Source organism: Lysinibacillus sp. FSL M8-0216 (assembly GCF_038595555.1).
Taxonomy (GTDB): domain Bacteria; phylum Bacillota; class Bacilli; order Bacillales_A; family Planococcaceae; genus Lysinibacillus; species Lysinibacillus fusiformis.
Map to the genome: position 1 here is coordinate 2,658,862 of NZ_CP152007.1, position 25,669 is coordinate 2,684,530.

Below are 25,669 nucleotides of genomic sequence, written 5' to 3' on the forward strand. Positions count from 1 at the left end.
TGAATAAAATATTAATTAGAAAAGGAGGTGAATATAAAATGGCATCATTTGAAATTGGAGCGAGAAGTCTTTTCAACTTTAGAAATGAACGCTTTTTCCTATTAGTTGAAGATGAAATTACAATTCCAGATCAAGGTGTGGAGATTGATCCAGTTAATATCTATGAGATTGACCAACAAACTTTCAATTTTATCAGAGATGAAGGCGATACACCTGTAGTTGTACCACGTTTTAATCTTCCTCCTGTACCACCTGGATTTACATTAGAACGAAAATGTATTTTTACAGTCGATAATTCTTATTTTGTCATCTATGATTTAGAAAATGGTACTGATAACAATGTTATTTTAAGAATCAGCGCAGCTTTATTTAACTCATTAAGAAATTCGGGCGTTCGTGAATGTGTTCCACAAGACTTCATTAATTAATAAAAAATCCAACATTCAGTAACATTTTTCTTTGATTTTGCTCACTCAAAAAAACCTTAAGCCATCTCTTCTTTTTAGAGATGGCTCAATACTTTAAATCTATACATGCTCTATGACTAGAACCATCACGTGTAATGCATACTAAAATCCTCTTTATATCCTCAGGCGAACACACCTCAAACGATCATTTTCAATGTTAGGATATGACTTTTAACTGTTGGTATAGAGTGAATACATACAGTGATACAGAATGTTAAGGAATTGATTGATTATTTTTTTCTTTAAGACTGATATATAATGATCCATTTGTTTGAACTTGTGCAAAATACACATCTTTTATGTTCTGGACATTTTGCTTTTTCAACTTCCTATTAAGCCAGTCTTCTGTTAATTCAAGTTCCACCAAATTTTCGACAATAAGTTGACCATCTGAGATGACCTCTGTTGGCAAATATATTGGAGGTGTAACGTCTGCTTTAACATCTTGCTTTGTAGCTGATTGAACTGGTGTTTTGTGTAAAACACTAAGCTTGCCATCTGTTTCAAGTATTGCAAATTGTATGTCTTGTACAGAAAAAACAGCTTGCTCCCTTAACATCATTGTTAGTTCGTCCATATGCAAACGGTTTTTCTTTAAAGCAGATTCTAAAATTAGACCATTTTGAATGACAATAGTCGGTTTATCATCAAAGAGTACACGTGCTTTTTTAGATTTTAATGTAATGATGGTTATTATAAATGTTAAAAAACACCACCATATTAACGATATTAGTCCATCTAAAAAGGGTGTTTCGGCGACTGCAGCGATTTGAGATGCAATAGAACCAATGGAAATCCCTGTTATATAATGAAAAAAAGTGAGTTGACCAAGTTGTTTCTTCCCAAGGATTCTGGCCAATATCAGTAGTGCTAAAAAGGATAATATGGTTCTAAGTGTCATTTCCCAAAAATTTAATAAAAAAAATGGTCCATACTTTATTCAACTCCTTAAATCTCTGTTGACTATTAGAATGGACATGAAACATCTTCTTATGCTAAATTTTTGAGAATTTGCATTTTGTACGACGATCAAATAAATTTTAAATGACAAAAGCCATCGAGAATGAACTTCTCAACGGCTTTCGTCAACAATATGAAAGAACATTTATGCAGGTGTACTTTCATTATTTCTTCTCGTTTAAAACATCTGGATAAACCATGGTATTAATCACTTCTCCACTTGATTCGTCATTAAAAATTACTGTCACTTTGTAATTCTCCACGTCTGCACCATTAAATAATTGATAGTACATACCCGTTAAAGCAAGCCCGACTGATGCCATTGTATCAAGACTACTTTCAAACTCTTTTTTGTTTACAGATACAGTGAATTCTGAAAAGGATTTGTTATATGTAATATCTTTGACAGATTTGAAATCATCACTAGCTTTAATCTCGTCTACATTTGCTAAAATACCTTCTTTTAAGCCTTTCATCATTTCTTCGTGCTCTGGTTTAGCCATTTTATAAGTTAAAGAACCATCATCATTTTTAATGATTTCTTTAATCCCACTATTTTTTGCCTTAGAAATAACAGAATCAATGTCCTGTCCTTCGAAAAATAAAGCGGGAATGGTTACTTCCACGTCCCCAGCTTTTTTTTGATCCTCACTACATGCAGCCATTAAAGCACCTAGTAATAAAAGTAATGGTAACATCCATTTTCTAGCCATTAAATCTCCTCCTCATACACAAATATACAGAATATGAAGGGATTTCACTATAACTATTACAAAAAAACATTTATTAATATAGAAAACACTTTTCATCGATCACTAGTATCTGTGTACAAATCAGTTAGATTCCTTCGACCTTTCATTCAAGATGACCATTCGTTAATAAATAGTAAAATCATATATTCAACGTATCTTTCTTTAGTAGTCATACTGAAACCGACTCTTAAGAATATTTCTATTAATCATTTTTCACTAGTCTAGCGATCATATTCCATATGAATACCTTATTTATAGGAATGGAGGTGAAAATGGCATCATTTGAAATTGGAGCAAGAGGTCTTTTCAATTTTCGAAACGAGTGCTTTTTCCTATTAGTTGAAGATGAAATTACAGTTCCAAATAAAGGTGTGGAGATTGATCCAGTTAATATATATGAGATTGACCAACAAACTTTCAATTTTATTAGATAAGAAGGAGATACACCTGTGGTTGTACCAGTTTTAAACTTCCACCTGTACCACCAGGATTTGAATTAGAACGAGAATGTATTTTTACAGTCGATAATTCATACTTTGTCATCTATGAATTAGAAAATGGTACTGATAACTTTGTTATTTTAAGAATCAGTGCAGCTTTATTTAACTCATTGAGAAATTCTGGTGTTCGTGAATGTATTCCTCAGAATTTCATTAATTAAGAATGCTATAAAAAACAAGTAATCAATGAAGAATTTTATTTAAAAATCTGGCTTTATGACCCTAATTTTATCAATTCACAGATAGTCGTTGCATATAGAGATTGTTTTGATTGCTATAATAAAGCCTTCAAAATAAGGGAAGAAAACAAGGAATTCCCTTTCAATAAATTTCATTCCTTGAGGGATAAGTTAGAAGAATTCCAATGGGATTTGCACATTGAGACTGATTATTACGATGAAAACGAATTGAATGAATGGTTAGAAGAAGGAGGTTTAACTGAAAAAGAAATGTCAAAAATTAAGGGAAAAGCCTATGAAACCATAAAATTTGAAAATGAATTTGGGGGTTTCCTGCAATATAGTCTCGACAAAGGAGATATTTGGATAGGGACATTAAAGAAGAAAGATAATACAGTAATTGTTTAACGAACAGGTGCTTTACTTTAACATGCAAAAGACAAATCACCGACTTGATTTCAACAATCGGGCGCAATTATTTAATAAAAAGATATTTACTCATTCTTTTTCCCTTTTCTTTCTACAAAAAAAGAGCAAAACCATAATGGTCTGCTCAGCATTTAAAAATGAGCGCTCGAAATCTGGCATTTCTTTATTCATTTATCGTACGCAAACATTTTATTTTGTATTTCTATATGGAATTGCTGTACATCAAGCTGATGAAGCTTGATGATATCTTCGGCTACTTGTCGAGCTTTCTTTTGTATCACATCATCTTTCTCTTCTGTTAAATTGATGATGATGTGGACAATTTCTGATGAAATCGTGTAATCGATGCTAAAGGAACCAACTTGTTGTGCAGTCATCGCTTCAAATAAATGAGCCATAACATCATTATAGCTAAGTCTGGTCGAGTTCATGGTCACAGGATCATAAAGATTTTTAATTGTCATTTGAAACGATATTGGATTTAAATCATTTTTTTGAATACATTCAAGCATCATTTCCTCTATTTTTTGTTTGGACAACTGATCTATCTTTTCAGGTGTTGACACAAGGAGCTCTATTTTTCTATTCGGCAGTACACCATAATCTACATAAAAGATATAAGATTCTTTTTGCAGGGCCATAGCAATATCACTCATTAGAAATTGGTAGTGCTGCATATAATCTATTAGTTCATCGTTAGTAGGTTGCGATAGAGAAACATTTGATTTCTCCGCATATTGAATAGGTATATTTGCAAAAAAGAAAAAGCCACCACAAACGATGATGGCAAGAAGAAACCATAAGGTAAATAGTTTTTTGATAAACATTTATAGCCCCCTTATTCGGGACTATATGCAAGTTCAGTACCGTAAATTACTGTAGAATTTTATAAAATAACACACGGTCTTGATTTTCGCCGCCATAACCACTATGGATTGACATATTTTCCATCACCTTGTCACCTTTCTCCATTCTGAACCCCATATTTGTGTGAAAGGCAATGGACACTTCGTTTATAGGTGATGTCACACACTTAACGATATTACGATGATACTGTTTCACCACATGGAAAAATACATCATACAACCTTTTTGCAATATTCTGTTTTCTGTAATCAGGGTGAACCCCTACAAAATGAATGAACGCTTCATTTGTGTTGGATTGCGATAAAAAGCCGACAAGAAAACCAATAATCTCGCCATCCTTTTCCATAATGAGGCTTGTGTTCGTAAAGTGATCGAAAAATAATTTAGGCAGTTTATCTGACATATTCCTTCCGCCCCACCACTCATTAATCACTGGCGATAACGTATAATAATCTGCACTCTGTAAACTACGAATATTCATGGTATCCTTCCTCCCTTTCAACTTCACCTTTAAATTGGTCAGCATTATAGAGAACACGCTACCAATGCATATGAGTTTAATTTGTCATTCGGATATCTCAGATGAATAACAACACTATACCCTCGATCTAAGATGTTTAATCATACTGTTATTTTACCCTACCAATTATTTCAATTTCAATATTTGCCTCAAATCTTTGCCATAACCAATGATTTTAATGTATGACTTAAAGTCTGTATGCGATTTGTCGTATCCGACATCTTCACTAAGAGGTGATTTTCGTCCTCCACAGAAAGCAATATATCACCTGTTGATGTGGCATTTTGCTCTGTCATTTTATTCAGCCTTTCAATTTGCATTTGAATTGCCTCAAACTGTGAGATGGCACTGCTTAATTCGTGCATGCCTCTCGTCAAATCTGTATTCGTTTGCGTAAATGAATCCTTTAAAATATTAAAGAAATGACTGACATCCTGTAAAAGCTGTTCCCCGTGCTGCAATGCTTTTTCACCATCATCAGAACGTTGATGAGCCTCCGTCGATTTCTCAAATAAGGTTTTCGTCACATTCGTAATACTGACTGTAATGGCTGCACTTTCCTCTGCTAGCTTTCGCACTTCTTCCGCTACAATAGCAAACCCCTTCCCATGCTCCCCAGCCCTAGCTGCTTCAATGGCTGCATTTAGTGCCAATAAATTTGTCTGCTGTGCAATATGTGTGATACCCTGCAACAAGCTATCCACTGTTTGTAAACTATTTTGAAGCTCGTTGACAGTTTCTGCGGTTGAACTCATCGCATGACTCATCACGCCCATTTGAGCCATTGCGTCTTGCATTTTAGCCCATCCTGCTAAAACCTCTTGTTGAAGTTCAGTAGATTTCACCACTGTGTCCTTTGAAATCGTCAAAGTTTCATTTACAAAATGAACAGAATCACTCATAGTGCCATGAATCATATGCAAGCTAGAAGCCTCTTGCTGAATACTTGCAGAAATATCCTCAGTCGCTACCAATATTTGTTTACTAGAGCTTGAAATACTTTGCATTGTTTGTTGGAATTGTGTCACATGCTCGTCCAATGCCTGGCTACTTTTCTCTATTTCCCGAAATGTATTTTGTAATTGATTGAAGGAAGCTTGGACTTCATTTTGCTGAATTTCTGCATGTTTAATTAGTTCATTGCCCCATTTAGCTAATAAATAAAAAGCAATAATGACGCCGTTCATAATCGCTAGAAGTGTGACGAAAACAATGATGTCGTCAAACGGACCTAACAAAGATGACGAGTTGACCAAATATAAAATGATAAAACTAATATTAGTCAGTATTCCAAAAAACACGATTAATTCCTTCTTAAAATAAAGGGCAATAATAGCAATTGTGCACAGCAAAATATAATGTTTATTCAATGAAAAACTATCTAGTAAAAATAATGTAAACACTACGCTTGATGGAATAAGACCAAAGATAAATCCCTTCACATAAGTTTTAATCGGCAAGAAATAATTACACACCGCTAAAGCGATGACAGCTAGTCCGACAAATAAAAATAGTATTCCTTTTGATAGGATCATAGGTCCACAAATTAGAATGGCTAAAATCGATATTATTGCCAAATTAACTCGGTGCACCTTCCTTGTATCATAACGAATTTTGTTCTTCATAACGCTCCCCCTAAAAATGAATGGACATTCAGTTTAATTTTCTATTATTATATAGTATAACTACTACTTTTTGTAGCTAAAATTTGACTTTTAGAGCATATGTTTCACATTTTCGAAATTAAAGGGGGAAATTCATTTGAGTAGAGTCCAACAAATCGCCGCAAATTTTTATTGTATTGATACACATGATTTAAATAGGGAACAGCGAACAAGCTCCTATCTATTAATTGATGAAAAAATAACCTTAATCGAAACGTCTGCTAGTCCATCCGTTCCATACATTATGGAAGGATTGAAGGAATTAAATATTGCTTTAGAGGATATTCATTATGTCATTGTGACACATATTCATTTGGACCATGCTGGTGGTGCAGGATTATTTTTACAAAACTGTCCTCATGCAAAATTAGTCGTTCACCCAAGAGGATCGGCACATATGATTGATCCGAGCAGGCTTATTTCCAGCGCGAAAGGCGTTTATGGGACCGAATTTGACCGTCTTTTTGATCCGATTGTGCCCATTGATGCAGCACGAATTATTGAAGTAAGCCATGAACAACAACTCCGTTTAGGACAACATCATTTAACGTTTTATCATACAGAAGGTCATGCCAAGCATCATGTTTCTATGCTTTATTCCGCTACTAACGGCCTTTTTGTGGGGGATACAACGGGTGTACGTTACCCAGAAATGGACGGTGAAGCAATAGATTTAATCATACCTTCCACTTCCCCAAACCAGTACAATCCTGAAACGATGGAGAACTCCATTCAATTGTACGAAAAGCTACAGGCGAGTGAATTATATTTTGGTCATTATGGGGCTTATAAAAATCCACCAGAGGCATACCGTCAAGTACGCTATTGGACACCTCTTTTCTTAGAAGAAGGCCGAAAAGCACAAGCAGCATCCAGCCAGTTCCAGGAACAAGTTCACTATTTGGATGCTCGCTTAAAAGAGCTTTTATTTAGCTATTTACAAGCAAATGATATACCGCCAAATCACCCTGTCTATCAAACCATCCCTTTCGATACCATTGTGTCATCGATCGGAATATTGGATTATTTAGAAAAAGTGAAAGCACAGGTACCACTTTAATCGTAAAAGGAGATGTCTCAGGCATCTCCTTTTTTATATGGATGAAAAGTCGCTTTCAATATAGAGAATTTATTCTTTTAAACGCTCTAAAACCACTTGAAAATCCTGTTGTTCTCCTACTTCTCGAAAGTATTTAAAGGGATTACTGATTTGCTTCATCCGCTCCATAACAGCAGGAATCGAAAAGTAATAAGGTTTTAAGTCGTCATTAACCTCTTCCCAATGGAGTGGCGTTGCGACTAAGCCTAATTCATTTCCACGAGTGGAGTATGGGGCAATAATTGTCTTGCCTTCAGCATGCTGCACATAGTCTAAATATAATTTATTATGACGATTCTTTTTCAAGCGCTCAATCGTATATAGATGTGGCTTTTGCTGGCATAAAAAACGACAAACAAATTCAGTAAAGACACGAACTTCCTCATAGGTAAATTTGTTTGCAGGTAACGGGATATAGAGCTGTAAGCCTTTCCCGCCCGAAGTTTTGACAAATGATTGTAGCTGAAAGTAATCAATAATTTCTTTTAAATCTAGAGCACCTGCAATCGCCAAAGAAAAATGGTCCGTTGAAGGGGGATCTAAATCAAAGACAATCTCTGTCGGATACATGGTTTGTCGCGTTTGAAATGGAATGTGCAATTCTAATGCCAATTGATTGCCCAGCCATAACAATGTTTCAAGATTATTACAGACAATATAATCAATCTCATCCATCATCGCAGTGGCAACAAAGTTAGGTAGTTTATCTGGTCTACTCTTTTGATAAAAGCTTTCCCCTGGCACACCATGTGGATAGCGTATTACTGTTAATGGTCGATCTTGAAGAAATGGCAACAAGTATGGCGAAACACTTTGTAGATACGATAAATAATGATCCTTTGTCACACCTATTTCTGGCCATACAGGTTTGTCGGGATGTGTAATGGGAACTGTTTCAGGAATAGGAAACAGTTGACGCTGCATATGCTGCCATTGACAACTATATGGTGATAATTCCAATCGAAAGGCATGAAATTTTGGCTCGCGGAGCTTACTACCATCAAAATCTATGCAGGCAATATCCACACAAATAGAGGGCGCTAGCGTCCATAATTCTTTCTTACGTTGCCCTTGAGCCTGGAAAAAAGCAACGAGTGTTTGATGCTCTTCCTCCTTCATGCCATGTTTAAATGTAACGACCTCTCGTAAATGTCCTTCATCATAAATCGAGCCTTGAAAATAACCATTACTATGATCATATTGCGTCACAATGACCGACACATAACGCCAGTTTTTAATTTTCAACCAATGGCTTGAACGTGTGTTATCTAGCCATTTACTTGTTCTCTTCTTTGCAACCATTCCTTCCCCATTGTAGACCTTGATCGCCTGCCATAAAATCTTACTTTCCTCACTAGCCTGCACAATTTGTATGGCACTTCTGTCTTCATAATCTACATTTGGAAGCTTTACCTTTGCCGCTAGCCTCGCCAATTGCTCTTTACGAGTTTTTAAATAACGATTGCTGAATGATTCCCCTTTCAATGTTAACACATCAAACACTAGAAGCCGCATCGGAAAAGCTTGTGCATGTTTGGCAATGACATCTTGATTTTGCATTCTCCCTCTTTGTTGAACAACTAAAAATTCACTTTTATATGAATTGTTTAAATACACTAGCTCCCCATCAAAGGTGAGTGGTAAAAATGCTTTTACAGAGGTATATATTTGGTGACAATACTCTATAATTTCAGGAAAAGAATGATTTAAATTGCGTCCATTTCTACTAATAAGCATCGGTTGTTCATCCCATAGTAAGAGGCATCGAAAGCCATCATATTTCGTTTCATAAAGCCACTCATCCCCTAATGGAATGTCATTTGTTTCTGTTAAAAGCATTGGTTTCATGACACAATACCTACCTTGCTTTTTATCTACAGTGTTTGACGATTTCGATTTACGATACATAAAAAACTGCAAAATATATCATAGTAAGAAAAACGAGGTGACAATTATATGCATACAGTATGGAAAGGAAGCATTTCCTTTGGACTTGTCAATATCCCAGTAAAGCTTCATGCCGCTACGGAAAACAAAGATATTAAACTGCGACAGCTCCATAAGGAATGCCATACACCAATTAGCTATAAAAAGGTTTGCGAAGGCTGCAATCAAGAAGTAAAAGATGAGGATATTGTAAAAGCATATGAATATACAAAAAATAAATTTGTCGTACTGGATCAAGATGATTTAGAGAACCTACGAAAAGAAAATGAAGAGAAAGCCGTAGAAATTATCGATTTTGTACAATTAACGGAAATCGATCCGATATATTTTGAACGCACCTATTTCCTATCCCCTGATTCTACTGGTGCTAAAGCCTATTCGTTATTGCGCAAAACGTTAGAGCAATCAGGTAAAATTGGCATTGCTAAAATCATTATTCGTTCAAAAGAACAGCTTGCGGTCGTGCGAGTGTATCAAAATGCCCTCGTGATGGAGACCATTCATTATCCTGATGAAGTAAGAAGTGTTGGTGATGTCCCGAATATTCCAAGCGAGCAAGACGTTGTACCAAAGGAATTAGAGACAGCTCTAATGCTTGTCGACCAATTAACAACCACATTTAACCCAGAGAAATATACTGATGACTACCGGAATGCATTGCTGGAATTAATCGAAGAGAAGAGAGCAACCAATATGGTAGCCACGAGCGATCAGCAACGACCAGTTCCTGACAATGTCACAGATTTAATGACAGCGCTACAGGCATCCTTAGATAAAACGAAAAAGCCTACGACAAGAAAGCGTACAACACGCACAAAGAAAAATGCCTAAACAAGAAGCGTATCCATTCAGCGGGATACGCTTTTTATTGGTTGGAACTGACGAAAATAATTTTCTACATCCTTTTTATGCCGAACGAATACTAGTTTACCTACTATGTCTTCCTGATTGCTAAAAAATTTAGGCTTCCCCACCTTCTCAAAACGTTTATTCCATCGAAACATTTTAAAAAAAATCGAAAAGGTTGGCTCATAATGAGCTTTTTCAATCCCTATTTTTTGTTTAAAAAATCTCTTAATAATTCGAGCAGTACGAATTTTATAAGGCGTATCCAAAAAGATGATACAATCCGCTTGCTGGAAGCTTTGTGTCACCCATTCCTCTTGATGAATTCCTTCAATAATCCACCCATCCGTTTGGATAATACTTTGTAGATATTCCTGCCTTTCTTGCTCCGTCCTTCTCATATCCCCCGATGGTTTGCGAATCCAAACGACATTGTCTAATTCATGAAAAGGAAGCTGAAGAGTTTTGGATAATGATCGTGCTAATGTTGTTTTCCCACTACCAACAGAGCCAATAATATGTATTTTTTGCGGAAATTCCATTGCCATTGTAGCATCACCTCTCGTGTATCTTTGTAGAAATTTTACCTTTATTATACAATGATTTAAATAATAGAAAATAGGAGGACAAGATGAAGCCACACAATTTGGAAAATAATTTACAGACTTATAATAATCCATCCGATTATGACGCTCTCTATGCCAACTATCAAGACGACCATCACTATATTCAACGCTATCTTGGTACGAAAAAAGACCCCATTATTGAATTAGCCTGTGGCACTGGCCGGATTGCTATTCCATTAGCTACTCATGGAATTCCTGTCTTTGGGATTGACCTTCATGAAGGAATGATTCAGCATGCTATCGAAAAAGCACAAAAACAAAATGTAGAAGTACAATTTATCGTACAAGATTGTACACAGCTACAACTGCCTATCACCACAAAATTTATGTATATGACAGGCAATTCATTTCAACATTTTTTAACGAATGACAGTCAAAACGCCTTATTGCAATCTGTTAAAAAGCATTTACAGCCAGGTGGCGAGTTTCTCTTCGATACAAGAAATGCTATTTTAAATGAGCTTTCAGTCATTGATGAATATGAGGAACAAACGGTCACTAGCAATGGTAAACAACGAATCACCTTCCATCGTGAGGAATATAACCCTGTCACGCAAATTTTAACGTGCCATGCCGTCCATCAACAAGGTGGAAAAACCTACGAGGATTCCATTTTACTGCGCTATACATACCCACTGGAAATGATGAGACTATTACAGCAAAATGGCTTTGAATTGATACACCTATATGGTACATGGCAGAAACATGAATATCATGCACAAAGTCCCTCTATGATTGTTCATGTACGTTCACTATAGATAAGAACATACATTCCTTCCTCATGTTATCATACAAGAAAAACTAGGAGTCTATATTATATGCTGACAATTTATGACCGTATGGTGCAGAAACAAATTACAGGGCTTAGTCTTGCTTTTATTAAACATGGAGAGATTCAAAGAACTGAGTGCCTTGGAGTGTTAGAAATTGGGTCAATGGATTATGTAAATGAGGAAACCATTTTTAATGCCTGTTCGATTAGTAAATTATTGACAAGCATTTTAGTGCTAAAGCTAGCAGAGCAAGGAAAAATCGACTTAGATGAGGATATTAATCGTAATCTTCTCTCTTGGAAGTTGCCAGAGAGTGAGTATACGCGGGCAAAAAAAGTGACAGTACGAAGCTTATTAAGTCATCAATCTGGTATTGTTGATCCAGCAGATAGCTTTTCTCCCCTACATTCTTTGGCTCAATGGCCATCAATGAAGGATTTATTACAAGGTGCAACGCCTTATTGTCAGAGTCCAATCGTAAGCACACTTGAACCCAATCAAAAATTTCATTATTCTGATGCAGGCTATTGCATCATTCAATTGCTAATTGAGGAAGTCACAAACACGCCCTTTTCTTCTCTCATGGACGACCTAATTTTTCAACCATTAGCTATGCATCACAGCTTTTTTTCATCTTCACTCCCAATAGCTCATACAGCAAGTGGGCATCATAAGGATGGTACTAGAACGATACCAAGCCACCCGTTGTATCCTTATGATGCAGCATGTGGCATTTGGACGACACCCTCGGATTTGGCTAAGTTGTTAATCGATATGATGCAAACATTTAAAGGAAAAGGAAAACTAGGTCTGACAGCTCCTACCATGCATGAACTCATGCATGCACAAGGTTGTAATGAATCTGTAGGGCTTGGCGTATTTCTTGATGGCCAAGGTGAACAAGTTGAAATTTCCACTTTAGGCTGGGGTGTTGGCTATCAGTGCATGCTAGTTGCTTACCCCTATTTAGAAAAAGGCTTTGTTGTAATGTCTAACACGGATTCAGGTGTCCATCAAATGCAAGGAATTATGGGTGATATTTACCGCTCCTTTGTCTTGTCGGTTTAACGAAAGGTGAATGACTATATAAGATGTCTTACATTTATATAAATGATCCCATGAAAAAAAGGATAGATTTTCATCATCTATCCTTTCCTTTTAATCCATAGTATCTTACGCTTCTTTCTTCACCTTGTAATGCATTTGAACCATTTGACCGTATCGCTTTATCTCAAGCAGTTTTAAATCTTCAAAAGGTCGGGGCTGTTTAAATAATGGAATACCTGCCCCTAATAAATGTGGGGTAATGGTGATGATCCATTCATCAACCAACTGCTCCTGTAAAAAAGCATCCAATATATCAGCACCACCGACCATCCAAATTTTTGTGCCTGGTTGTTGTTTTAAATTCTTAGTAAATGCCACCAAATCCCCTTGAACAAACTCCACATGCTCAACTTTTCCCGTTTGAGATTTGCTGAACACATAACATTTCTTATCAGGGTATGGGAATGTATCATTATGTTCCATGATATAATCATATGTTCGTTTTCCCATTATAACGGTATCAATTGTTTGATACATATCCGTATAGCCATTATCCCCTTCTCCCTCTGTTTCTTCCAGCCACTGTAAGTCATCATTTTCTTTCGCTATAAACCCATCTAAACTTATTCCGATAAATACCACTATTTCTCGTGACATTATGTCAGCTCCTCTTCTTTTGAAAATCTTTTGTACAACGTCTATACTAAACATAAAACATGACAACTATTGACATGTTTAATTAAAAAAGGTGAAAAAATATGTCCAAGGCTAAACGATTAATTGATATTTTGTTATTTGTCAGCGCTAAAAAGCAATTTACAGCCCAGGAAATTGCCGATGCCTTCAACATTTCGGTACGAACTGTACATCGCTATCTGTTAGATTTAAGTGATATGGGGCTACCAATTTATGCGGAGCAAGGAAGAAATGGTGGATATACAGTGCTTTCAAGTACAATCCTTCCCCCTATTTTATTTACAGAGGAAGAAGCGGTCGCTATTTTCTTTGCGTTCCAATCGTTGCACTATTATCGTGATTTACCTTTTAATACGGAAATGAAGTCCGTGTCACAAAAACTATACGAATCCTTGCAGAAGGAGGCTCAAAAAAAGGTAGGTAGTTTGCAATCCTATATAGCCTTTTGGAACCCTAAACGCTCTATATCTACACCACTATTATCAGATGTATTAGAAGCGATTATTAACCATTCACAATTAGACATTCAATATGAATCAAAATCAGGCATCACAACTAAGCATGTCCATCCCATTGGGGTGTATGCGCATGACGGCTTATGGTATATGCCTGCCATTCATTTACAAACAGAAAAAACCCTTCTATTTCGAGTCGATCGCATTCATTCAATGCATGTAAGCGATAAAGGCTATGAGACAACTGTTCATTTACAACAATGGCTAGAGAGTCCCCATGAACCTCAGCAGCCTATACGCTTACATGTTGAATTAACTAGAGAAGGTGTAAGACAGTGCAGAAGTGAGCCAAACTTTGAGAAGGTATTGGTTACTAATAGCAATGGAACTGGCTATATCGATATGATGATTGATCAAGGAGAGATTCACTTTATTAGCTCCTTTTTTTATCGCCTAGGTCCGGATGCGATTGTCCAAGAGCCGCCTGAATTAATTCAGCTTTTGCGGAAACATGCGCAAACCATATTAGCGACATACCCTCTGGACAGCTAATTCCTATATGACGATTTTGTAAGATTCACGTAACCTTCATCGTTACTAATTTTTAGGAAATGTCTTTATACTTGGTTGTAAGGAGGAGATAACGTTGCAACCAACCGACAACAACAAACGTATTGATACATTAGATTACTTAAGAGGATTTGCCTTACTTGGTATTATTTTAGTAAATATCCCTGCATTGATGTGGATTGCACCACCCCAATTAGCTAGTGATATTGCCTATAGTCAATTTCTTACACTTTTTATAGAAGGTAAATTTTTCATTATATTTTCATTTTTATTCGGGATCGGATTTTATCTTTTTCTTTCCCGTGCAATGGCTAGAAACGATAGAGCCTATGTTTTATTTAGTCGCAGACTTCTGATCTTATTACTAATGGGTATTATTCATTTCTTTTTTCAACCAGGAGAAGCTCTAACTGTCTATGCCATCTTTGGCTTTTTAGCTTTACCTTTTTATAAAGTGCGGAAAGAAATTAATTTGTTAATTGGGCTCATCCTATTAGCCCTTACAGCTTATTTTGGAATGAAAATCGTCATGCCCTTCCCACTAATTTTACTAGGTTTAGCTGCTGGCCAATATCGCCTATTTGAAAATATCCCACTACATCGAAAGAAAATTCTGCTAGCGACAATTGTCATGTTCCTTGTTAGCATAGGTAGCTGGTTGTATCAATGGCAGTATGTCCCTACAGCCAATGTGAATATCGATCAATTATCCAAAATTCAGCTAGAAGAGCATATTACGAATATGGAGCAATTTGCGTTAATTGGATTACAGTTTAGTCCGTTTGTTTCAGCGTTTTACATGGGAGCCATTATCCTATGTCTACAAAGTGCACTATTCCAACAACTATTATCACCATTAAAGGCTTATGGACGCATGGCTTTAACGAATTATTTAGGGCAGACAGCACTCATTTTAATCATTGGTCATACATTCCAACTAATCGGGCAACTTCGATTCATCGAGTCACTATGGATTTGTCTAGGTATTTATGTTTTCCAATTGATTTGTAGTAAGCTCTGGCTACACTATTTCCGCTTCGGACCAATGGAGTGGCTGTGGCGAATGGGGACCTATTGGACAGTCCCTCCCCTAAGAAAAAGAAAAGATTCTTAGCCAAGGATATATACCTATCAACCTAAAGTGAAACGTCATATATTGGTAATGTACCCTACTCGCTTTCCATCTTTGCTCATATCTTCAGCAAGATACACATCCCCATTTTATTTGGTCACTTATTTTTCAATAAGTGACCTTTTTTGGCTGCTATTCACCTTTGTTGCTCTGCACCTGTCTCTTACAGCATGCATACTATGTAAGTAATACCCTTTTTTGCAGGGAGGATTTTATGAAAACTAACAAAGGCTATCGGAGTAGTGAAGGAACTGAATCAGTGAGTCAAGCAGCTAAGCTGGCTGTTATTGCGGGAGCCATCACAACACTAGGTGATGCACTAGCGACCATTGCAGCAGGTCTTGCTTTGGAAGATGAGTTAAAGGAAAACGAAAGTAAAAATAATGATATTGATAAACTGCAAAAACAAATTGACGATTTAAATTATGAAATGAAGCAATTAAAAAAAATGTTCCGATAGTGGTGGCAATGGACGAAAAAAGACGACAATATTCAACTGATATTGTCGTCTTTAAATTGTACAATGATAAAGTTAAGCAAGTGAATGTCACTACTGGTGGACACTTTCCGCATACGGGACCGCCCTTCGTTCCAATCATCCTCGTAAAAATAAACGTTTAAGGTGATCAACGATATTAACGAAGCATCAAATTATTTAGCCGCCCAAATTTCAAGCTCTATTTTAATTTCTGGTAAACCTAGTGCCGATACGTAGGCTATGGTCATGGATGGATAGGATTCTCCAAACATACATTCCCATTGCTCGTAGAAATGATCCCAATCTATTTCCTCCGTAGCCCAAATATTGACCTTTACAATGTGAGTGGCATCCATTCCCTCTGAAGCTAAAATTGTTTCAATATGTTGAAAGGTATTTATAATTTGTTCCCATAATGTCTGTGGTAATTGATCATCTTGGCCCAAACCAATTTGACCTGAAAAAGCATACATTGTCGCATCTTTTGGAATAATTGTGACATGACTATATTTCCCGACAGGTTTAGGTGCGTGCATTGGATTTTTACGCACTAGTTTTGATTTCATGTTGAATCTCCTTTAGGTTTTTTGTTTTTTTCTAAAAAAGGACAGACTTATCCCTTAATCAACTATTCTAGAAAAAAACAGCTGTGGAGAATCCAATGCCCATGCTTAAAAAACGTATAGATCTTTTTTTCATAAGCCTTCTCCCCCTCTACCTAAAGTTATTTCCATGTTACCATTTCTATCCGTATATTTTCAATTTATAACTGAAACTATTCAGGAGTTTCTTTTTATGATCTTTCAGGCAATTAACTATTTAACGATAGCGAACCTAACATATAATTAATAGTGTAAAGCTAAATTAGCCTTACACCTCCGAATTGTTACTAGGGTTACTCCATCCCAAGTGACCCTTCCTTTTTTCATAATTAAAACTAGGTGCTCTCTTTTTGGAGTACCTAGTTTTTTGTTAATATGCGTGTTCATCCATAGAATATCATGTCAACCTCTACAATTTTTCAACAAACTACCTTTAAGTGCGGTATGCATAGTTACCATGTTAGTACTAAATAAAAACGGAGAGCGATTCTCTATGTACAGCCATAATAATCTTTTCTCTTTTTACAGTTACATGGTATATAATTTACAAAATAAGTAAATGATGTGTTTTGTAAGGGGGAAATCGCTATGAACACTAATGTGACTAAACCCTTTATTCCATCCCCTAGTTCATAGCGATTACCATTCTTAAAAAATACAGGTCTCCTTAGAGTACCTGTTTTTTGTTATAGTTTTTAGGACAATACCCTTTACTACATGTTGACAAGCATAACTAAAGGACTTGCAGTGATTTCGACTTCAAGTCCCTTGATAGTATCTTGTTATTTTTTTATACTTTCTTTAATTTCTTCTAATAATTTTGTTTGTCTTTTAAGTTGCTTAGTCGTACTAATAGCAAACCAAATGATAAAAACAATCGGAATTATGTAAAACAACAGTCCTAAAATTGAAAATAAACTAAAAATAATATCTCCACTATTATATTTATTCAAAACCAAAAATCCCCCTATCTTTTCTATCTATAAAGAAAAGCTTAGCATACTCGAGCTGGATTTGGCATAAAAATGGAAAAATCAATGTCATATAACTATTACTCAATACAGGCTACTCACTTTTCCCATAAGAAGCGAGTAGCCCTCTACTACAAAGAATTAGCCTGAAATAAGACGTTTTTCTTTTATTGCTCCCACTTGACCGAGAATTAAGGCACCGAACATTTGTATAATCGTCTTCACAATAATTTGTCCTAAAATAGCGGCTGGTACTGCTTCCCAAGGTAATATATTGGCTCCAAGTGGACTCAAACCAATGACAACGAAAATTGCGGAATCTAGAAACCCTCCAACGATTCCACTGTATAACACTCGCCAAGCCATTGGTAATTTCAGTCGAGTATAGATTTCAGTATCAGCTGTTTCAGCGACAACAAATGAGACAGCCGATGCTACCACAATTAAAAGTGTATCCCCCAGTAAGAATGACACGACTGCTGATAAAATTAAAGCTGCTATAATAAATATATACGTCTTTGCTCGTCCATATTTATTTTGCACAAGGTCGCGAAAAATAAAGGTCGCCCCAATTAAAAGCGTCCCCATGGGAACAATAAACATCCCAAACTGCAATGGCGCAAATGCCGCCGTTACTACATTAGCGATGACAATCGATAATAAGTAAAATAAAATTCTCAACCTACTACTCCTCCAATAAATGTATAGACATTTTGTAATGGCACACTATACACCTCTTTTATTTCCCCATACAAGGGCATGTAGCTGTGGCAATACTTTGACATCTTTTAATTCATCATCTTTCATCACTCTACCAATCAATGCATGATATTTTTCTAATAAATCGTTTATTAATCGTGAATTGTCAATCGTTGTGAGATCATCATTTCCAACTTGCAGATAAAAAGGAATCCTTGGAAATCGATGATGAATTTGTTTGGCAAAATCATAATCCTCTTGATTAAAAACGACTATTTTGAGTGAAATATTGTGATTCCTATTTCCCCTTTTAAGTTTGTCTAAAATATCAGCGAGCACCGAATGGTCAATGGTCATTCCTGAACTAGGTGGCTTTGGTGAAATTGTCAATTCATCAATGTCATACATCCAGTTTTGCCACCTACTGCCCTGTGTTTCCACTCCGATCTTTATGTCGTTTTCTTTTAAAATGGCAATAAGCGCTTCTAAATTGGGATAAAGGGCTGGATTGCCACCTGAAATCGTAACAAATGAAAAGCCATGACCTCCAAGGCGCTTCAACTCAGACCAAATCTCTCCGGCTGTCATTTGAACGATAAGATGTTTTCCGCTTCCGTCCCAAGTAAATGCAGAATCACACCAAGAACAGGAATAATCACAGCCCGCCGTTCTTACAAACATGGTCTTTTGGCCAACTACCATTCCCTCACCTTGAATTGTAGGTCCAAAAATCTCGATAACAGGTACCTTACTCAACCTCCATCCACTCCCGTCTTGCTTCTGCATAACTTGTCGGAGTTTCATAAAGCCTGATAAACTCTACGCACGCACCGTTTTCTCTTTGTTCTTCATGCAAGGCCTCTACCAATTTTTCGTATATCCAAACAACGATATTTTCTGCTGTCGTATTCATAGGTGGAAGCGTTTCGTTTAAATAACGATGATCCAAATGAATGTCGATTTTTTGTTTCCATATTTTTTTGATATCGCCAAAATCAATCATCAAGCCACGTTCATCTGTATATCCGCTCAGTCCCAATACGACACGATACGTATGACCGTGTAAATTTTTACATTTCCCCTCATATTGATGTAAATGATGAGCAGCATCGAAGGTAAATTCTTTACTTACAAGCACACGCTTAGCATGATAGTTCAATTGATTGCTTTGAATATCTTCACCCATTTTTTGGAGCTTATCGACAATTTTAAAATCTAACATGCCTAAAACTCCTTCCTATTGCTTAAATAATCATCAAGCCCTTTTTTTCGCAGTTTACAGGCTGGGCATTCCCCACAACCATCTGCTATTACACCGTTATAGCAAGTCAATGTTCTCTCCCGAACAAATTCAAGTGCCCCAAACTGATCAGCAAGCTCCCATGTCTGTGCCTTATCTAGCCACATCAGCGGCGTATCAATCACAAAGGAATCATCCATCGATAAATTTAACGTTACATTCAAAGACTTAATAAAAACGTCTCGGCAATCCGGATATCCGCTAAAATCTGTTTCGCATACACCAGTTATGATATGCTTAGCTCCTACCTGACTCGCTAAAACGCCCGCGAATGAAAGAAAAAGAAGATTCCGTCCAGGTACAAACGTCGATGGAAGCTCCCCATTTTTACCGTCTTCCACCTTAATGTCTTGCCGTGTTAATGCATTCGGAGCGAGCTGATTTAGGAGAGACATATCAAGAATGTGGTGCTTGATACCGAGCTCCTCTGCTATCAGCTTCGCACAATCAATTTCTAGACGATGCCTTTGACCATAATCAAAAGTGACTGCCTCAATCTCTGCAAAACGTTCTTTTGCCCAGAACAAACAAGTTGTACTGTCTTGACCTCCACTAAATACAACAATTGCTTTTTCCTGCTTCATCCATAAAAACTCCCTTTGATTGAAAAAACAGCACTCTAAGAAAAAGTGCTGCCTTCCCCTTAGTTTTTTTAAGAGGGTAGCTAAAAACCTCTTTTTAATTGAACTTACCAATTCCTCATTTATCGATTATCAATTTTTTCCGGATTAAGATCGTGGTTCATTAAACGATAACTTGCGATTTCCTCGTATTTAGTTCCTGGCATCCCATAGTTACACCACGGATCAATTGAAATCCCCCCACGTGGAGTAAATTTCCCCCAAACCTCGATATATCGTGGGTCTAGTAATGCAATTAAGTCATTCATAATGATATTAACGCAATCCTCATGGAAATCACCGTGATTTCTAAAGCTGAATAAGTACAACTTTAGTGATTTACTTTCAACAATTTTTTTGTCCGGAATGTACGAAATGTACATCGTTGCAAAATCAGGCTGATTGGTAAGCGGGCATAAACTAGTGAACTCAGGACAATTAAACTTGACGAAATAATCCCGATTGGAATGAAGATTATCCACTGCCTCCAATACCTCAGGGGCATACTCAAATGAATATTTCGTCCCTTGATTACCTAATAATGTTAAATCCTGCAGTCCTTCTTCATGGCTTCGACCAGACATAAAAAAACCTCCTTGTTAAATGTTTCCCAACACTTTTCAAGAGAGGCTTCACCCATTCGTCTATTCAAACATACGTCTAAACATAAAAAAGCCACGTCCAATATGGACATGGCATAGTGTCATGTTTCCATAGTTTTTTATAGAGGGTATCAGCTATGAACCTCTCCCGTTTAAGTCCGGGCATTCTTTTCCTCCATATAATACGAAAAATAGTACGAAACGTCAAATGGTTTTTTTCAAGCAAATTTCTCCGTCATACTTCTTTGGTAAAACAAACACAGTTATACTATCCTATCATTTAGCAGTACATGAAACCTTCAACTGAGCATAGATTTATTACTATTCGTATAAAATAAAACCTTAACAATTTATTTCTCCGCTCTATTTGCGCAAAATTAGCTAGATAATGCTCTCTTGAAGCGAAATAGCTCCTAACATATTTTCAAACTAAAAAAAATCAACTACAATGTAAAAATGGTAGAAATTCTAAAATCTACCCAATTACCTTTATTTATACAAATTCACTATGAAGGAGCACGAAGATGAAAAAGAAGTTTTTATCCTTACTCATGGCCATTATAATGGTCCTATCAGTAAGTGTAGCGGTGTATGCCGATGAAAAGTCCCCACCAGCGACAAGAGGAGAGATTGTTAAAACCTTGTTGGTAGCAGCAGATGCATATCAATCAGGACTAAATAAAGAGGCGATTATACAAGGCTCAAAAAACAAGGATTTACGAGAAAATGAGCCAGCCAAGAAAGTTGAAGCCTTAGTTATGTTGAGCAGAGCGTTCGGCGAATTGCCAGAGCCTGTTGGCAATGATCTTCGCAGTGGCACATTTGGAGTTAAGTACACTGATGTACCTACTTGGGCTAAAAAAGATATCGATAATCTGACAAAAGCAGGCGTACTGACGGGCAACCCTGACGGCAAGTTAGGCGCAAATGACCCTATTACAATTGATGAGTTCCAAAATCTGATCGCCAGAATATGGACACTTAAAGGCTCCCACTTACATGACGATTTTTATGAAGCAATCAATAAAAAATGGTTAAATAGATCGACAATTCCAGTAGGAGAAATCATGGGCGGTGGTTTTCCTGAGCTTCAAAAACAGAATACAGATAAAATAGAAAAAATAATTACTGAGCTTTCTGGCAAACAATTTGCAGAAGGAACGAAAGAACAGAAAATTGCCGACTTCTATTCGACGGCATTGGATACAAGCAATAGAAATAAGCAAGGGATTGAGCCTATTCAAAAATATGTAAAGGCAATTGATGATGCTAAAACCCTTGATGATCTTGTGCAAGCAGATCTTACCCTAGAGAAAGAATTGGGTCTAAGCTCACTATTTAGCTTTGCCATCATGAACGATGCGAAGAACAGCAGTAAAAATGCTCTGTATTTCACTGGATTAGCTACTGGTTTAGATAAGAACAGTTTTGTAAGTGAAGACGCTAATGCGAAAATGGCCTATATTCAATATATGACTAAGCTTTTAGTCGTGTCAGGTGAGAAAGAGTCTGCTGCAATAGCATTCGCCGAGAAAATTTACGAAATGGAAAAAGCCTTAGCTTCCGTATCGCTTGATCCTCATGAACAAGGCGACGTTACTAAATACTATAATCCATATTCAATCGAACAATTCGATAACATGTTCAAAACCGTAGATATGAAACAAGTTTTGAAGTCGATGAAAGTTGACAGTGCAGATAAAGTAATCGTATTTGATGTGAAGCTGGCACAAAAAGGCGCAGAGCTCTTAACTGACACTAATCTTAATGTGCTTAAAGCCTACTCTAAAGTACAACTTCTTATGGCAACTGGCGGTCTGTTGTCAGATGAATTCGGAGATGCTGCTAATGAGTTTGCCGCAACATTATACGGAGTTACAGGGGAAAAAACAGATCAAGAAATCGCAGTAGCTAAGACAACTAGTACAATGAGCGGCTATTTGGAGCAAATGTATGCCGAACAACATTTTTCTCCAAAAGCTAAAAAAGATGTTGAACAAATGGTAGATCAGTTAATTGCTACGTATGAGGAAAGAATCAAATCTCTTGATTGGATGTCAGAAACAACAAAAGCTAAAGCCATTAAAAAACTGGATACGATGATTGTTAAAATTGGTTATCCAGACAAATGGGATACGACATTAGACAAAGTAGCGATCAAAACATATGACGAAGGTGGTTCGCTATTCTCTAATACCTTCACAGTAACGAAAGCTTATATTGATAACACGAAAGCCAAGCTAGATAAACCGGTAGATAGAACGCAATGGGTAACGAGCGTATATACGGTAAATGCTTTTTACAACGCTCTTAATAATGAAATTACGTTCCCTGCTGGTATTCTTCAAGCGCCTTTCTATGATATAAATGCTAAACCTGAAGAAAATTATGGTGCCATTGGCATGATTATTGGCCATGAAATCAGCCATGCATTTGATAACAACGGATCTGCATACGACGAAAATGGCAATGCAAATAACTGGTGGACAGAAGAGGACTTTAAAAAGTTCGAAGAGAAAAACCAGAAACTGATTGAGTTTTATAATGCTATAGAGATTATCCCTGGTGTTTTCAATGATGGTCAGCTTACATTGAGCGAGAATGGCGCTGATTTAGGTGGAATGGCAGCTTCACTGCAAGTTGTATCCCAAATGAGTAATCCAGACTATAAAGCATATTTCGAAAGTAATGCAGAAATGTGGAAATCCACTACTACAAAAGAATTTGCGGCAATGCTGAGCAAAAACGATGTACATTCAGCCAATAAAGTTCGAGTAAACCGCACGATTGTAAATTTCCAGGAATTCTATGATACCTATGGAATTAAACCTGGAGATGGCATGTATATAGCTCCAGAGGATCGAGTTTCTATCTGGTAAAACGCACAGTAGAACTACTCTTACATCCGTGTAAAAAAGTTCAATGACTGTCTGGAGAAGCTCTTTTTAGAGTAATACTGCTTTCTCTAAGATTGTTGTCATTAAAACAAATAGGCAGATTTAATCTACAGAGCTTGTGGATTAAACTCTGTCTTTTTGTTTTAAATTTATGTTGCTTCAATTCAATATACCATGGCTACTTTTTTCATTTTTGACAATCGAGTGGATGTTACTCAATCCATACCTTATGAAGCATCACAATTTGTACTTTATGCGGATAAAAAAACATCTTTCACCCACACTAATGGTGGAGGTGAGAAGATCATGGGTAATAATAAACATAAGAATAATAAAACACAAGACAACAAAAAACAACAGAATCAAAATCAAAATGCTAACAGAGAGCGTGAAAACCGAGAAGAGTTCGCTGAGGAAGTAGATTTCAGTCATATTCAAAATGAAAAAAATAAGTAATTCATGTGGAATTACCCCCAATATTCACTTTATAAAGTTGAATATTGGGGTTTTTATGACTATCAAAAAAATGAAAATCATTTCTGGTTAGGTTGATTTTAGCAACTCTTTTAGACATTACCTAAATAGCTTCGCGTTATATTTTGGAGAACCATTTTTCCATTGTTACTGTATTTTTCGAATAACTCCGACAGTAAGTAAACGAATTCTTTATATTTTTCGTCATGTTTTTTGGGAGCATACGATGCTGATAAATTCCTTCCCAAGAAACCTTTATAATCAAATACTAAATCATTTTGATACTTTTTAAACTCATACTTTCCATCCTTAAAAAAGCTATTAAAAACGTCTTGGGTTTCTTCCATTCCACCGCTAAATCCTTTGAAATTTGAACATGTCCTTTGGCAAATTTCTGCATTCTCTTGAATAATCGGACTAGTTAAATCTCTGCTATTCCACACAAGAGCAACATTAGCCTTTTGCCTTACTATTCGTTGGCATTCAATTTTAAATGCTTTTTTATCAAACCAATGAAATGCCTGTGCAACTGTTACTAAATCAACGCTATTACCTTTTAAAGTAGTGTTTTCGGCAGTTCCTTTTATTGATTTAAAACGAGAATGTATGCTTAATGACTCCTCAGCCATCTTTCTCATGTCGTCATTTGGCTCTACTCCTATAACATTCATACCTTTTTCCAGCAGCTGACGGCTCAATATCCCCGTACCCGAACCAATATCGGCCACTATCTGTTCTCCTTTAAGTTGGTTAGCTGAAAGCAAGTAATCAATATATTCATTAGGGTAACTAGGACGATATTGCGCATATATTTCAGCCTTATCTGTAAAATTTTCAGTTGTTTTCATAGTACTACCTTCCTCCCTTTACTATTCAGTACGATTGGTTTTATCCAGAAAAATAGCTGCCTATATAAAGTGCTAAGTGTTTTTACAAATCATTAATACATTCCCATCTAGATCTTTGAACACAAAATAAAAATCATCCTGTATTTCTGTCACAAGTTCAACATGATGCTCCTTCATAAATTGATAAGAAGCTTGGAGATCATCCGTTACAAGCTGAATGGATGGGACTTGATAGGTGGCAATATCACCATCCTCTTTTCTCCACTTTGGCATAGCATCTAAAATTAATCCTTCCGTTCCTTCCATAGGTGCCACGAATAAATGTCCAAAATGCTCTTCTCCCCCTTCCAAACCCACTATTTTTCTGTACCATTCTATTGCCTTCTCTAAGTTACGAACTGGGATAAACACAGCACCGATTCTGTTTTTAATGGGCGTATTATTAGGTGTAGTCAACTTACATTCTCCTTTCATAAAGCTTTACATTTACTGTTGAATTCTACATCCCCTCATTTTTTCCCTCTATTAGTGAAGGTATATCACTATCGATCAATACAAACGAAAAAAAAAAGCGTTAATCGAATGAGGATTAACGGCACAATGGTTTCTTTATTCTTATCTCTCATACTTGAAATCTAGCTTAAGACCAT

29 protein-coding genes, 1 pseudogene and 1 riboswitch are annotated in these 25,669 nt (G+C 36.5%); of the genes and pseudogenes, 13 read left to right on the forward strand and 17 right to left on the reverse strand.

All coding sequences use genetic code 11. The features are described 5' to 3' along the window. Positions 1-38 precede the first annotated feature (38 nt). Positions 39-428, forward strand: coding sequence for a spore coat protein (locus MKX57_RS12970; protein ID WP_089987010.1), 390 nt, complete (start codon positions 39-41; stop codon positions 426-428). Between the two features lie 253 nt (positions 429-681). On the opposite strand, the gene MKX57_RS12975 is transcribed toward MKX57_RS12970, so the two are convergent. Further along, positions 682-1,368, reverse strand: a complete 687-nt coding sequence (locus tag MKX57_RS12975; RefSeq protein ID WP_342529483.1) for a DUF421 domain-containing protein — start codon at positions 1,366-1,368, stop codon at positions 682-684. Between the two features lie 223 nt (positions 1,369-1,591). After that, positions 1,592-2,140, reverse strand: a complete 549-nt coding sequence (locus MKX57_RS12980; RefSeq protein WP_008178625.1) for a hypothetical protein — start codon at positions 2,138-2,140, stop codon at positions 1,592-1,594. A 311-nt stretch (positions 2,141-2,451) separates the two neighbouring features. Here MKX57_RS12980 and MKX57_RS12985 point away from each other — a divergent pair. Further along, positions 2,452-2,840: pseudogene (locus MKX57_RS12985) on the forward strand (spore coat protein). A 246-nt stretch (positions 2,841-3,086) separates the two neighbouring features. Further along, entirely contained in the window at positions 3,087-3,266 is a 180-nt protein-coding gene (locus tag MKX57_RS12990) for a hypothetical protein (protein WP_139207557.1), read from the forward strand. Between the two features lie 188 nt (positions 3,267-3,454). Here MKX57_RS12990 and MKX57_RS12995 read toward each other — a convergent pair whose 3' ends face one another. The 3 genes from MKX57_RS12995 to MKX57_RS13005 all read right to left on the reverse strand — a co-directional run bounded on the left by MKX57_RS12995 (position 3,455) and on the right by MKX57_RS13005 (position 6,298). Further along, the gene (locus tag MKX57_RS12995) at positions 3,455-4,114 is read right to left on the reverse strand and encodes a hypothetical protein (protein ID WP_089987007.1); all 660 of its coding nucleotides are present in this window, start codon (positions 4,112-4,114) and stop codon (positions 3,455-3,457) included. Between the two features lie 46 nt (positions 4,115-4,160). Further along, entirely contained in the window at positions 4,161-4,634 is a 474-nt protein-coding gene (locus MKX57_RS13000) for a GNAT family N-acetyltransferase (protein WP_089987006.1), read from the reverse strand. A 188-nt stretch (positions 4,635-4,822) separates the two neighbouring features. Beyond that, complete coding sequence (locus MKX57_RS13005; RefSeq protein WP_089987005.1) at positions 4,823-6,298, reverse strand: methyl-accepting chemotaxis protein; 1,476 nt, start codon at positions 6,296-6,298, stop codon at positions 4,823-4,825. Positions 6,299-6,434: 136 nt separating this feature from the next. Here MKX57_RS13005 and MKX57_RS13010 point away from each other — a divergent pair, with 136 nt between their 5' ends. After that, positions 6,435-7,397, forward strand: coding sequence for an MBL fold metallo-hydrolase (locus tag MKX57_RS13010; protein ID WP_342550341.1), 963 nt, complete (start codon positions 6,435-6,437; stop codon positions 7,395-7,397). A gap of 69 nt (positions 7,398-7,466) precedes the next feature. Here MKX57_RS13010 and MKX57_RS13015 read toward each other — a convergent pair whose 3' ends face one another. Next, a complete protein-coding gene (locus tag MKX57_RS13015; protein ID WP_089987003.1) occupies positions 7,467-9,284 on the reverse strand; it encodes a DNA ligase D in 1,818 nt (605 codons plus the stop codon). A 108-nt stretch (positions 9,285-9,392) separates the two neighbouring features. Here MKX57_RS13015 and MKX57_RS13020 point away from each other — a divergent pair, with 108 nt between their 5' ends. Next, positions 9,393-10,214 (forward strand): Ku protein, encoded by an 822-nt coding sequence (locus tag MKX57_RS13020; RefSeq protein WP_089987002.1) that lies wholly within the window; start codon positions 9,393-9,395, stop codon positions 10,212-10,214. Positions 10,215-10,231: 17 nt separating this feature from the next. Here the strand turns inward: MKX57_RS13020 and MKX57_RS13025 are convergent, their stop codons facing one another. Next, positions 10,232-10,777, reverse strand: a complete 546-nt coding sequence (locus tag MKX57_RS13025; RefSeq protein WP_089987001.1) for an AAA family ATPase — start codon at positions 10,775-10,777, stop codon at positions 10,232-10,234. 83 nt (positions 10,778-10,860) lie between these two features. Here MKX57_RS13025 and MKX57_RS13030 point away from each other — a divergent pair, with 83 nt between their 5' ends. Together MKX57_RS13030 and MKX57_RS13035 are read left to right on the forward strand one after the other, a co-directional pair. After that, positions 10,861-11,613, forward strand: a complete 753-nt coding sequence (locus tag MKX57_RS13030) for a class I SAM-dependent methyltransferase (protein WP_342550342.1) — start codon at positions 10,861-10,863, stop codon at positions 11,611-11,613. A 60-nt stretch (positions 11,614-11,673) separates the two neighbouring features. Then, entirely contained in the window at positions 11,674-12,696 is a 1,023-nt protein-coding gene (locus MKX57_RS13035; RefSeq protein WP_170844178.1) for a serine hydrolase domain-containing protein, read from the forward strand. 105 nt (positions 12,697-12,801) lie between these two features. Here MKX57_RS13035 and MKX57_RS13040 read toward each other — a convergent pair whose 3' ends face one another. After that, on the reverse strand, positions 12,802-13,332 hold the full coding sequence (locus tag MKX57_RS13040; RefSeq protein ID WP_008177464.1) for a dihydrofolate reductase family protein: 531 nt from the start codon (positions 13,330-13,332) through the stop codon (positions 12,802-12,804). A gap of 101 nt (positions 13,333-13,433) precedes the next feature. On the opposite strand from MKX57_RS13040, the gene MKX57_RS13045 reads away from it, so the two are divergent. From MKX57_RS13045 to MKX57_RS13060, 4 genes are all read left to right on the forward strand, one after another. Next, on the forward strand, positions 13,434-14,378 hold the full coding sequence (locus MKX57_RS13045) for a YafY family protein (RefSeq protein ID WP_342550343.1): 945 nt from the start codon (positions 13,434-13,436) through the stop codon (positions 14,376-14,378). Positions 14,379-14,472: 94 nt separating this feature from the next. Then, positions 14,473-15,510 carry a DUF418 domain-containing protein gene (locus MKX57_RS13050; protein WP_089986998.1) on the forward strand — a complete coding sequence of 346 codons (1,038 nt, stop codon included), beginning with the start codon at positions 14,473-14,475 and terminating at the stop codon, positions 15,508-15,510. Between the two features lie 232 nt (positions 15,511-15,742). Further along, complete coding sequence (locus MKX57_RS13055) at positions 15,743-15,988, forward strand: hypothetical protein (RefSeq protein ID WP_089986997.1); 246 nt, start codon at positions 15,743-15,745, stop codon at positions 15,986-15,988. An 8-nt stretch (positions 15,989-15,996) separates the two neighbouring features. After that, the gene (locus MKX57_RS13060; RefSeq protein ID WP_170844177.1) at positions 15,997-16,149 is read left to right on the forward strand and encodes a hypothetical protein; all 153 of its coding nucleotides are present in this window, start codon (positions 15,997-15,999) and stop codon (positions 16,147-16,149) included. A 30-nt stretch (positions 16,150-16,179) separates the two neighbouring features. Here the strand turns inward: MKX57_RS13060 and MKX57_RS13065 are convergent, their stop codons facing one another. The 7 genes from MKX57_RS13065 to queF form a co-directional block, all read right to left on the reverse strand. Further along, on the reverse strand, positions 16,180-16,572 hold the full coding sequence (locus tag MKX57_RS13065; protein WP_342550344.1) for a RidA family protein: 393 nt from the start codon (positions 16,570-16,572) through the stop codon (positions 16,180-16,182). 818 nt (positions 16,573-17,390) lie between these two features. Then, positions 17,391-17,561 (reverse strand): hypothetical protein, encoded by a 171-nt coding sequence (locus tag MKX57_RS13070; RefSeq protein ID WP_164908718.1) that lies wholly within the window; start codon positions 17,559-17,561, stop codon positions 17,391-17,393. A 159-nt stretch (positions 17,562-17,720) separates the two neighbouring features. Beyond that, a complete protein-coding gene (locus MKX57_RS13075; RefSeq protein ID WP_342550345.1) occupies positions 17,721-18,260 on the reverse strand; it encodes a VUT family protein in 540 nt (179 codons plus the stop codon). A gap of 45 nt (positions 18,261-18,305) precedes the next feature. Beyond that, a complete protein-coding gene (queE, locus tag MKX57_RS13080; protein WP_342550346.1) occupies positions 18,306-19,034 on the reverse strand; it encodes a 7-carboxy-7-deazaguanine synthase QueE in 729 nt (242 codons plus the stop codon). After that, the gene (queD, locus tag MKX57_RS13085) at positions 19,027-19,500 is read right to left on the reverse strand and encodes a 6-carboxytetrahydropterin synthase QueD (RefSeq protein ID WP_089986994.1); all 474 of its coding nucleotides are present in this window, start codon (positions 19,498-19,500) and stop codon (positions 19,027-19,029) included. Before queD ends, queE begins: the two co-directional genes overlap by 8 nt. Positions 19,501-19,502: 2 nt before the next feature. Next, positions 19,503-20,162, reverse strand: a complete 660-nt coding sequence (gene queC / locus MKX57_RS13090) for a 7-cyano-7-deazaguanine synthase QueC (protein ID WP_107922640.1) — start codon at positions 20,160-20,162, stop codon at positions 19,503-19,505. Positions 20,163-20,281: 119 nt separating this feature from the next. Further along, the gene (queF, locus tag MKX57_RS13095) at positions 20,282-20,782 is read right to left on the reverse strand and encodes a preQ(1) synthase (protein ID WP_008177444.1); all 501 of its coding nucleotides are present in this window, start codon (positions 20,780-20,782) and stop codon (positions 20,282-20,284) included. A 123-nt stretch (positions 20,783-20,905) separates the two neighbouring features. Next, positions 20,906-20,952: riboswitch (PreQ1 riboswitch) on the reverse strand. Positions 20,953-21,324: 372 nt separating this feature from the next. Here queF and MKX57_RS13100 point away from each other — a divergent pair. Both MKX57_RS13100 and MKX57_RS13105 read left to right on the forward strand, forming a co-directional pair. Then, on the forward strand, positions 21,325-23,679 hold the full coding sequence (locus MKX57_RS13100) for a M13-type metalloendopeptidase (protein ID WP_342550347.1): 2,355 nt from the start codon (positions 21,325-21,327) through the stop codon (positions 23,677-23,679). A 324-nt stretch (positions 23,680-24,003) separates the two neighbouring features. Further along, positions 24,004-24,153: a hypothetical protein gene (locus MKX57_RS13105; RefSeq protein ID WP_342550348.1), complete on the forward strand. Its 150-nt coding sequence runs from the start codon at positions 24,004-24,006 to the stop codon at positions 24,151-24,153. A gap of 110 nt (positions 24,154-24,263) precedes the next feature. Here MKX57_RS13105 and MKX57_RS13110 read toward each other — a convergent pair whose 3' ends face one another. Both MKX57_RS13110 and MKX57_RS13115 read right to left on the reverse strand, forming a co-directional pair. Continuing rightward, positions 24,264-25,019, reverse strand: coding sequence for a class I SAM-dependent methyltransferase (locus MKX57_RS13110; protein ID WP_008177433.1), 756 nt, complete (start codon positions 25,017-25,019; stop codon positions 24,264-24,266). A gap of 72 nt (positions 25,020-25,091) precedes the next feature. Further along, positions 25,092-25,493 carry a VOC family protein gene (locus MKX57_RS13115; RefSeq protein WP_342550349.1) on the reverse strand — a complete coding sequence of 134 codons (402 nt, stop codon included), beginning with the start codon at positions 25,491-25,493 and terminating at the stop codon, positions 25,092-25,094. Between the last annotated feature and the right edge of the window lie 176 nt (positions 25,494-25,669).

What these genes read in the sequence shown, in the direction of transcription:
- MKX57_RS12970 (WP_089987010.1), top strand. Translation starts at nt 39, where the DNA reads ATGGCATCATTTGAAATTGGAGCGAGAAGTCTTTTCAACTTTAGAAAT.
- MKX57_RS12975 (WP_342529483.1), bottom strand. Translation starts at nt 1,368, where the DNA reads ATGACACTTAGAACCATATTATCCTTTTTAGCACTACTGATATTGGCC.
- MKX57_RS12980 (WP_008178625.1), bottom strand. Translation starts at nt 2,140, where the DNA reads ATGGCTAGAAAATGGATGTTACCATTACTTTTATTACTAGGTGCTTTA.
- MKX57_RS12995 (WP_089987007.1), bottom strand. Translation starts at nt 4,114, where the DNA reads ATGTTTATCAAAAAACTATTTACCTTATGGTTTCTTCTTGCCATCATC.
- MKX57_RS13000 (WP_089987006.1), bottom strand. Translation starts at nt 4,634, where the DNA reads ATGAATATTCGTAGTTTACAGAGTGCAGATTATTATACGTTATCGCCA.
- MKX57_RS13005 (WP_089987005.1), bottom strand. Translation starts at nt 6,298, where the DNA reads ATGAAGAACAAAATTCGTTATGATACAAGGAAGGTGCACCGAGTTAAT.
- MKX57_RS13015 (WP_089987003.1), bottom strand. Translation starts at nt 9,284, where the DNA reads ATGAAACCAATGCTTTTAACAGAAACAAATGACATTCCATTAGGGGAT.
- MKX57_RS13020 (WP_089987002.1), top strand. Translation starts at nt 9,393, where the DNA reads ATGCATACAGTATGGAAAGGAAGCATTTCCTTTGGACTTGTCAATATC.
- MKX57_RS13025 (WP_089987001.1), bottom strand. Translation starts at nt 10,777, where the DNA reads ATGGCAATGGAATTTCCGCAAAAAATACATATTATTGGCTCTGTTGGT.
- MKX57_RS13030 (WP_342550342.1), top strand. Translation starts at nt 10,861, where the DNA reads ATGAAGCCACACAATTTGGAAAATAATTTACAGACTTATAATAATCCA.
- MKX57_RS13035 (WP_170844178.1), top strand. Translation starts at nt 11,674, where the DNA reads ATGCTGACAATTTATGACCGTATGGTGCAGAAACAAATTACAGGGCTT.
- MKX57_RS13040 (WP_008177464.1), bottom strand. Translation starts at nt 13,332, where the DNA reads ATGTCACGAGAAATAGTGGTATTTATCGGAATAAGTTTAGATGGGTTT.
- MKX57_RS13045 (WP_342550343.1), top strand. Translation starts at nt 13,434, where the DNA reads ATGTCCAAGGCTAAACGATTAATTGATATTTTGTTATTTGTCAGCGCT.
- MKX57_RS13055 (WP_089986997.1), top strand. Translation starts at nt 15,743, where the DNA reads ATGAAAACTAACAAAGGCTATCGGAGTAGTGAAGGAACTGAATCAGTG.
- MKX57_RS13060 (WP_170844177.1), top strand. Translation starts at nt 15,997, where the DNA reads ATGGACGAAAAAAGACGACAATATTCAACTGATATTGTCGTCTTTAAA.
- MKX57_RS13065 (WP_342550344.1), bottom strand. Translation starts at nt 16,572, where the DNA reads ATGAAATCAAAACTAGTGCGTAAAAATCCAATGCACGCACCTAAACCT.
- queD (WP_089986994.1), bottom strand. Translation starts at nt 19,500, where the DNA reads ATGTTAGATTTTAAAATTGTCGATAAGCTCCAAAAAATGGGTGAAGAT.
- queC (WP_107922640.1), bottom strand. Translation starts at nt 20,162, where the DNA reads ATGAAGCAGGAAAAAGCAATTGTTGTATTTAGTGGAGGTCAAGACAGT.
- queF (WP_008177444.1), bottom strand. Translation starts at nt 20,782, where the DNA reads ATGTCTGGTCGAAGCCATGAAGAAGGACTGCAGGATTTAACATTATTA.
- MKX57_RS13100 (WP_342550347.1), top strand. Translation starts at nt 21,325, where the DNA reads ATGAAAAAGAAGTTTTTATCCTTACTCATGGCCATTATAATGGTCCTA.
- MKX57_RS13105 (WP_342550348.1), top strand. Translation starts at nt 24,004, where the DNA reads ATGGGTAATAATAAACATAAGAATAATAAAACACAAGACAACAAAAAA.
- MKX57_RS13110 (WP_008177433.1), bottom strand. Translation starts at nt 25,019, where the DNA reads ATGAAAACAACTGAAAATTTTACAGATAAGGCTGAAATATATGCGCAA.
- MKX57_RS13115 (WP_342550349.1), bottom strand. Translation starts at nt 25,493, where the DNA reads ATGAAAGGAGAATGTAAGTTGACTACACCTAATAATACGCCCATTAAA.